Here is a 6,794-nt window from a genome sequence, read left to right as displayed (position 1 = left end):
GATTAATACATATATAAAACTATATAATACTTATAAAAAGAAACTTTTATTGATTGATTGAATATAATAGAAGTATCAAAGGGGGGGATATCATGGAGCCTATAGAACATAATGAGGACCTAAAAAAAATTATACTTGATATGACCCAAAAAGAATTTCAAGGCTCAACCTCTAATAAAGGGGCTTTGAGGTATATTGAAGGTAAGATAAATTCGGTTATAGATGAAAGTATAAGTGAGTTTCATGATGAAGATTTAAATGTACAAACATATATAAAAACTTTAAAAAGAGGAGCATATAAACAAAATATAAGTGAGATTGCAAAAATAATTAAAGGCGAAGAAATTTTCAAATCAAAAGCAGAGTTAATAAAATTTGCTAGATATTTAGGAATGAATGTAAATGCGAAACAATCATATAAGATACTATTAAAAAAAGTATCGACTAATATATATGAAAATAAAGATTATTACAATAAAAAATATATATACTATACAAAGAAAAACAGCACTTATATATTAGAGCCAGAAAAAATTAAAAATTATCTAATTGAAAATTATAAGTCAAGGGCAAGAAATGATATGAAGTCTATTGCAAAAATCCTAAATATAGATACTAAAGAAGAAGAAGGTGCAGAAGATATAAGAAAAAAAGTTATAAACTGCATAATAAAGGATAAACTAAGTAAAATTAAAAACTAAGGCGCTATATATTAGCGTCTTAAGTTTTTTAACAACTAGAATCAATTAGATTTAGGGGATGATTACAAAATGATAAAAAAGCTATGGGCTATAATCTTTATAATTATAATAGTTATTGGAAGTTGCTTTTTAGAAGTGAATAAATTTACACCAAAAAAGGAAGTGAAAATAGTTAGTTATAATATACATAGTGGTTTAAATAAAGATATGTTTCCCAGTTTATTTGATATAATTGATTTTTTAAGAATAGAAAATGCAGATATTATATGTTTACAAGAAGTAAATGAATCAGCAAAAGCAGGATTTCAAGTAAGTAGTTTAAAAGAAGACTTGGATATGTACTCTCATTTTGGAGCAAATGTAGTTAAATTAGGGGCAAATTATGGACTTGCAACATACTCTAAATACAAAATAATAAGCCAGAACCACATATATTTAAGTAGCAAAACGGAGCAAAGGGGAATGCTACATACTGTGGTTAAATTAGGACTTGGAAGAAAATTAAATATCATAAATTTACACTTAGGACTAAATGATACAGAAAGAGCAAAACAACTAAAAGAAGTAGAAGCTTTTGTTAAAAACTTAGAGGATCCATACATAGTTGTAGGCGATTTTAATGATGGCAATATGAATATAAATGAAGAGATTTTTAAAGATGCAGCAACAAAGGTGAATAAAGATAACACGCTAACATTTTCAACTGCATTAGATAGAATCGACTATATTTTAGTTTCACCAGATATTGAAGTTATAGATTACGATGTATTAATGAAAAACATGTCAGATCATTATCCTATAGTATCAAAGTTTAAAATTTAGGAATAAATTATTTTTTTCTTGAATATATATTAGTAAATATATTTAAACGGGGGGACAAACTAATGAATAAGAGAAGAAATATCTATAGAGGTATGAATAGAAGAAGAAACCATATATCAAAAGGTATAACTGTAGGACTAGTTGTAGTTGTATTAGCAGGAGGAGCATTCTTTATAAAAAAATCTGATTTTAGTTTTACAGAAAAGATAAGCAGTTTAAATATTTTCAATAAAAAAGAGTTAGGATTTAAAGAATTTTCATATAAAGACTTATTAGGAAAAGGCGATGATTCAAAAACAGAAGCAAAGACAGAAGATAAAAGTAAAGACAAAGAAGTTAAAAAAGAACAAGAAGTATCAAATGTTAGTAATGAAAATGCAAAAGTAGCAACTGTTAAAGATTGGGGAATATATTCAATTCAAATAGCTGCAATAGATAATGAAGAAGAGTTAAAGCAAATACAAAATAAATTAAGTGAATTAAAAGTACCATTTTCTACTGTTGAAGTAGATAAAGTTCAAAAGGTTCAAACATATCCTTCATTTAAAGAAGAAGAAAGCAGAAAGAATTTAGAGACATTAAAAAAAGATTTTCCAGATGCTTTTGTAACTAAATTAGAAATACCTATGCTTAGCTTGCAGTATACAGAAAAATATTCTTATGTAGAAAGTATATGTGGGGAGTTAAATAATTTAATAACTAACTTTGAAGAAGAATCTAAAGTATGGGATAAAAATGAAAGTAATATAGATAAAGAAAACTATAAAAATATAATTAATAATAGGATATCTATCTTAGATAAAATAGAAAAAAATGCAAAAGATATTGATTATGATGGGATGAAAGGATTTAAGGATAATCTACTAAAGTATACAGAGTCTGTAAAAGATAAATCAAAAAATAGCATGGAAATGGTAGAAAAAGACCAATTTAATATAAGTGAAAGTTTACTAATGTCATCTATGCAAGGATATTATAGCTTTATAAATTCTATTAAATCTATTTAAAAGTTGTTTAAAAAACAACTTTTTTTATTTTGAAAAGATTCTAGAAAAAAGTAATTTTTTAGATTAAAAGTAAGATAATATTTTAACGATTGTTAAAATATTACTATGGATATAGTATACTTATAATAGAAAAAAGTTTAAATTAAGCCATAAGGGGGTAGAAGTATGAAGCTCTTAACTTTCAAAGGAGGGATACATCCTCCATACAGAAAAGAGTATACCAACAACAAACCGCTAGAAAAAGCTAAAGATCCTAAAGTTGTATACATTTCAATGCAACAACACATAGGAGCACCAGCAAAACCTATAGTAAAATTAGGTGATGTGGTTTGTGTAGGTCAAAAGATTGGTGAAATGCAAGGTTTTGTATCTGCAAACATTCATTCATCAGTGTCAGGAACAGTAATAGGAATAAAAGATATTGACGTTCCTGGGGGAGTAAGCACATGTGTAATAATAGAAAACGATTTCAAAAACACTGTGCACGAAAGTGTTAAGCCTAAAGGGAGTTTAGAAAGTTTAACAAAAGAAGAAATAATAGAAAGTATCAAAGAAGCAGGTATTGTTGGAATGGGAGGAGCTACATTCCCAACACATGTAAAAATTTCTCCACCTCCAGATAAAAAGATAGATTTTGTCATATTAAATGGAGCAGAATGTGAGCCATATTTAACGGCAGATCACAGATTAATGATTGAAAACCCAGAAGATGTTGTATTTGGATTACAAGTTCTTATGAAGGCATTAAATGTAGATAAAGGGTACATAGGAATAGAAGTAAATAAGCCAGATGCAATAGAGGCTATTACGAAAGTTGCAAGTAAAATAAATAATATAGAAGTTGTAGGTCTTGAAGTTAAATACCCTCAAGGTGCAGAAAAACAACTTATATATGCTTGCACAAATAGAGAAGTACCATCAGGTGGACTTCCAATGGATGCAGGAGCTGTTGTAAACAATGTAGGTACAGCTGCACAAATAGCAAAAACTATAAAAACAGGTATGCCTCTTGTAGAAAGGATAACAACTATAACTGGAAATTGTATACAAGAACCAAAAAATCTTGTAACTAAAGTAGGTACACTTTTCTCTGAAATCATAGAAGAGTGTGGAGGACTTAAAACTGATAAAAAAGTTGGAAAAATAATAATGGGTGGACCTATGATGGGGATAGCTCAATACACTACAAACATACCTACTAATAAGGGTACATCAGGAATATTATGTTTAGATGAAGCTGAAGCTACTATTCCTAAACCTAATAACTGTTTAAGATGTGGTAAGTGTCTAGATGTCTGTCCAGCATTTTTACAACCGTTATACATAAGTGCATATAGCTTAAAAGGAGATTTTGAATCATCTGAAAAATTTAGAGCGCTAGATTGTATAGAGTGTGGATCATGTTCATTTATATGTCCAGCAAGAAGACCTCTACTTCAATCAATTAGAGTAGCTAAAAAAGAAATCATTGCATTAAAAAGAAAGCAATCAAATAAGTAAAAGTTAGGGGGAAATATGATGGATAACAAACTAATAGTGTCATCTTCTCCACATGTGAGAAGTAATGAAGATACATCATATATAATGAAACAAGTTATAATAGCTCTTTTACCTGCAGCGTTAGCTGGTATATATTTCTTTAGATTGAGTGCTATTAACGTAATGTTTTGGTGCATATTAGGAGCTGTAGGTTTTGAATGGATATGCCAAAAAATAAGCAAAAAAGAATCTACTATTGGCGACTACTCAGCTGTCGTAACAGGATTGTTATTGGCATTCAATGTTCCTGCATCTCTTCCATGGTGGATGTGTTTAGCAGGTTCAGCATTTGCAATAATAATTGTAAAAATGGTATTTGGTGGAATAGGAAATAACTTTATAAACCCTGCATTAGGGGCAAGAGCATTCTTACTAGCATCATTTCCAGTAGCTATGACTACGTGGACAAAAACTGGAGTAAACTGGGTTAATTCAGGGAATTTAGACGCAGTTACAACAGCAACACCGTTAGCTGCATTAAAAGCAGGAGCTGAAGGTATAAATGTATTAAACAGTGGTGGAGTAAGCCTTTTTGATATGTTTGTAGGTAATATAGGTGGATGTATAGGTGAAACATCTGCGATATTACTTATACTAGGGGGATTATACTTAATGTACAAAGGTATAATCAATTACGTAATTCCTGTGTTTTATATAGCTACAGTAGCAATATTAATGTTTATATTAGGTGGATTTAATTTTGAGTTTGTAATGTATCAAATGGTAGCTGGAGGACTTATGTTAGGAGCATTCTTTATGCTTACAGACTATACAACTTCTCCTATGACTAAAAAAGGTCAAATTATATATGCAATAGTAGCAGGGGTTATAACTACAGTAATAAGACTTTATGGAGGTTATCCAGAAGGAGTATCTTACTCTATACTATTTGTAAACGTAATGACTCCTCTTATTGATAAATACACTAGACCAAGAGTATTTGGGGAGGTGGCTAAATAATGAAAGATATATTTAGATTAGGGGCTATATTATTTGTAATATGTGCTGTAGCATCACTTATGCTAAGCTTAACAAATAATATAACTGCACCAGTTATAGAACAAAGAAATATTCAAGCTAATAATGAATCTAGACAAGAAGTTCTTCAAGTAGCTGAAGAATTTAGTGAAGTAAAAGATGTAAAGGGTGATTTAATAGAAGAAGTTTACCAAGGTACAAAAGGTGGAGAAGTAGTTGGATACACTATAAAGACAACACCTAAAGGTTATGGAGGTAAAGTTGAAGTTATGGTTGGAATTTCTAATGATGGTAAAATCTCAGGCGTAAAGATAGGTAACCATACAGAAACACCAGGACTTGGATCAAAGTCAGCAGATCCTTCATTTAAAGATCAATACAATGGTAAAAGCACTAAAACTCCATTAAACGTAGTAAAGGGAAATGCTAGCAATGAAAATGATATAGTGGCTATATCTGGAGCAACTATAACTTCTAAGGCTGTAACAGCTGGTGTAAATGCAGCTATGGATGTATATGAACAAAAACTTATATCAATTAATGGAACGGGGGAATAAAACATGGGTTTAGGAAAAATAATTAAAAATGGATTAATAGATGAAAACCCAACGCTTGTTCAAGTAATAGGTATGTGTCCTACATTAGCAGTTACAACTTCAGCTATAAATGGATTAGGAATGGGTCTTTCTACTACAGCAGTGCTAATTTGTTCAAATGTGGCTATATCGATGATGAGAAAAGTTGTGCCATCTAAGATAAGAATACCGGCTTTCGTAGTAGTAATCGCAACATTTGTTACTATGGTTGGAATGTTGCTTAAAGCATATATACCAGCACTTGATAAAGCACTAGGGTTATTTATACCATTAATAGTTGTTAACTGTATAATATTAGCTCGTGCAGAGAGTTTTGCATCTAAAAATAAACCAGTTGAGTCAGCAGCTGACGGATTAGGTATGGGTCTTGGATTTGCGTTATCATTAACAGCATTAGGAGCAATAAGAGAAATACTTGGAAATGGTAGTTTATTTGGATTTGCGCTATTCGGAGCATCTTTCCAACCAGCTTTATTATTTATATTACCGCCAGGAGCTTTCCTAACATTAGGATTTTTACTTGCAGGGTTTAATAAATTAAAAGATAAGAAAGCTAATTAGGAGGGATATATATGAATTTAATACTTTTATTTTTAAGTGTTGTATTAGTTAACAATGTTATAACATCTCAGTTTTTAGGTATTTGTCCATTCTTGGGAGTTTCTAAAAAAGTAGATACAGCAGTAGGAATGGGTGTTGCAGTTACATTTGTTTTAACTCTAGCATCTTTTATAACATATTTCGTACAAAAAATATTAGAAATAACTAATAATCAATTTTTACAAACAATAGCGTTTATATTAGTAATAGCATCTATAGTTCAGTTTGTTGAAATGGTAATACAAAAAATGAGTCCATCTTTATACCAAGCACTAGGAGTATTTTTACCCCTTATAACTACAAACTGTGCAGTTTTAGGTATAGCTTTAGTTAATGTTCAAAATGGATATAACTTAGTTGAAACTATGGTAAATGGATTTGGAGCAGGTGTAGGATTTACTTTAGCTATAGTTTTATTTGCAGGGATAAGAGAAAGATTAGAATTAGCAGATATTCCTGAAAGCTTTAAAGGATTTCCAATAACACTAATATCAGCAAGTTTAATGTCTATAGCATTTTTAGGCTTTGCAGGGCTTATAAAGCTATAAGTT

Annotated in this window: 8 protein-coding genes; all 8 read left to right on the top strand. The window is 30.1% G+C overall.

From position 1 onward, the window contains the following. Window positions 1–92 precede the first annotated feature (92 nt). A complete protein-coding gene (locus RWY47_RS08230; RefSeq protein WP_224170449.1) occupies window positions 93–701 on the top strand; it encodes a hypothetical protein in 609 nt (202 codons plus the stop codon). 69 nt (window positions 702–770) lie between these two features. Then, window positions 771–1,523, top strand: coding sequence for an endonuclease/exonuclease/phosphatase family protein (locus tag RWY47_RS08225; RefSeq protein ID WP_021428587.1), 753 nt, complete (start codon window positions 771–773; stop codon window positions 1,521–1,523). Window positions 1,524–1,585: 62 nt separating this feature from the next. Next, entirely contained in the window at window positions 1,586–2,530 is a 945-nt protein-coding gene (locus RWY47_RS08220) for an SPOR domain-containing protein (RefSeq protein WP_021428629.1), read from the top strand. 165 nt (window positions 2,531–2,695) lie between these two features. Continuing rightward, window positions 2,696–4,030 carry an electron transport complex subunit RsxC gene (rsxC, locus tag RWY47_RS08215; protein ID WP_021428648.1) on the top strand — a complete coding sequence of 445 codons (1,335 nt, stop codon included), beginning with the start codon at window positions 2,696–2,698 and terminating at the stop codon, window positions 4,028–4,030. A gap of 18 nt (window positions 4,031–4,048) precedes the next feature. Further along, entirely contained in the window at window positions 4,049–5,029 is a 981-nt protein-coding gene (locus RWY47_RS08210) for an RnfABCDGE type electron transport complex subunit D (RefSeq protein WP_021428620.1), read from the top strand. Continuing rightward, the gene (locus RWY47_RS08205) at window positions 5,029–5,604 is read left to right on the top strand and encodes an RnfABCDGE type electron transport complex subunit G (RefSeq protein ID WP_021428604.1); all 576 of its coding nucleotides are present in this window, start codon (window positions 5,029–5,031) and stop codon (window positions 5,602–5,604) included. The genes RWY47_RS08210 and RWY47_RS08205 overlap by 1 nt, the downstream gene beginning before the upstream one ends. A gap of 3 nt (window positions 5,605–5,607) precedes the next feature. Next, window positions 5,608–6,204: an electron transport complex subunit RsxE gene (rsxE, locus tag RWY47_RS08200; protein WP_053831344.1), complete on the top strand. Its 597-nt coding sequence runs from the start codon at window positions 5,608–5,610 to the stop codon at window positions 6,202–6,204. Between the two features lie 11 nt (window positions 6,205–6,215). Further along, a complete protein-coding gene (gene rsxA / locus RWY47_RS08195) occupies window positions 6,216–6,791 on the top strand; it encodes an electron transport complex subunit RsxA (protein WP_021428592.1) in 576 nt (191 codons plus the stop codon). Window positions 6,792–6,794 lie beyond the last annotated feature (3 nt).

Origin of the sequence: Paraclostridium sp. MRS3W1, from assembly GCF_032465715.1 — a bacterium.
GTDB classification, from domain to species: domain Bacteria; phylum Bacillota; class Clostridia; order Peptostreptococcales; family Peptostreptococcaceae; genus Paraclostridium; species Paraclostridium dentum.
This window is presented reverse-complemented; position numbering and strand designations above follow the sequence as displayed.

Excerpts from the sequence above, each read along its gene's own strand:
- RWY47_RS08230 (WP_224170449.1), top strand. The coding sequence starts at position 93 with ATGGAGCCTATAGAACATAATGAGGACCTAAAAAAAATTATACTTGAT.
- RWY47_RS08225 (WP_021428587.1), top strand. The coding sequence starts at position 771 with ATGATAAAAAAGCTATGGGCTATAATCTTTATAATTATAATAGTTATT.
- RWY47_RS08220 (WP_021428629.1), top strand. The coding sequence starts at position 1,586 with ATGAATAAGAGAAGAAATATCTATAGAGGTATGAATAGAAGAAGAAAC.
- rsxC (WP_021428648.1), top strand. The coding sequence starts at position 2,696 with ATGAAGCTCTTAACTTTCAAAGGAGGGATACATCCTCCATACAGAAAA.
- RWY47_RS08210 (WP_021428620.1), top strand. The coding sequence starts at position 4,049 with ATGGATAACAAACTAATAGTGTCATCTTCTCCACATGTGAGAAGTAAT.
- RWY47_RS08205 (WP_021428604.1), top strand. The coding sequence starts at position 5,029 with ATGAAAGATATATTTAGATTAGGGGCTATATTATTTGTAATATGTGCT.
- rsxE (WP_053831344.1), top strand. The coding sequence starts at position 5,608 with ATGGGTTTAGGAAAAATAATTAAAAATGGATTAATAGATGAAAACCCA.
- rsxA (WP_021428592.1), top strand. The coding sequence starts at position 6,216 with ATGAATTTAATACTTTTATTTTTAAGTGTTGTATTAGTTAACAATGTT.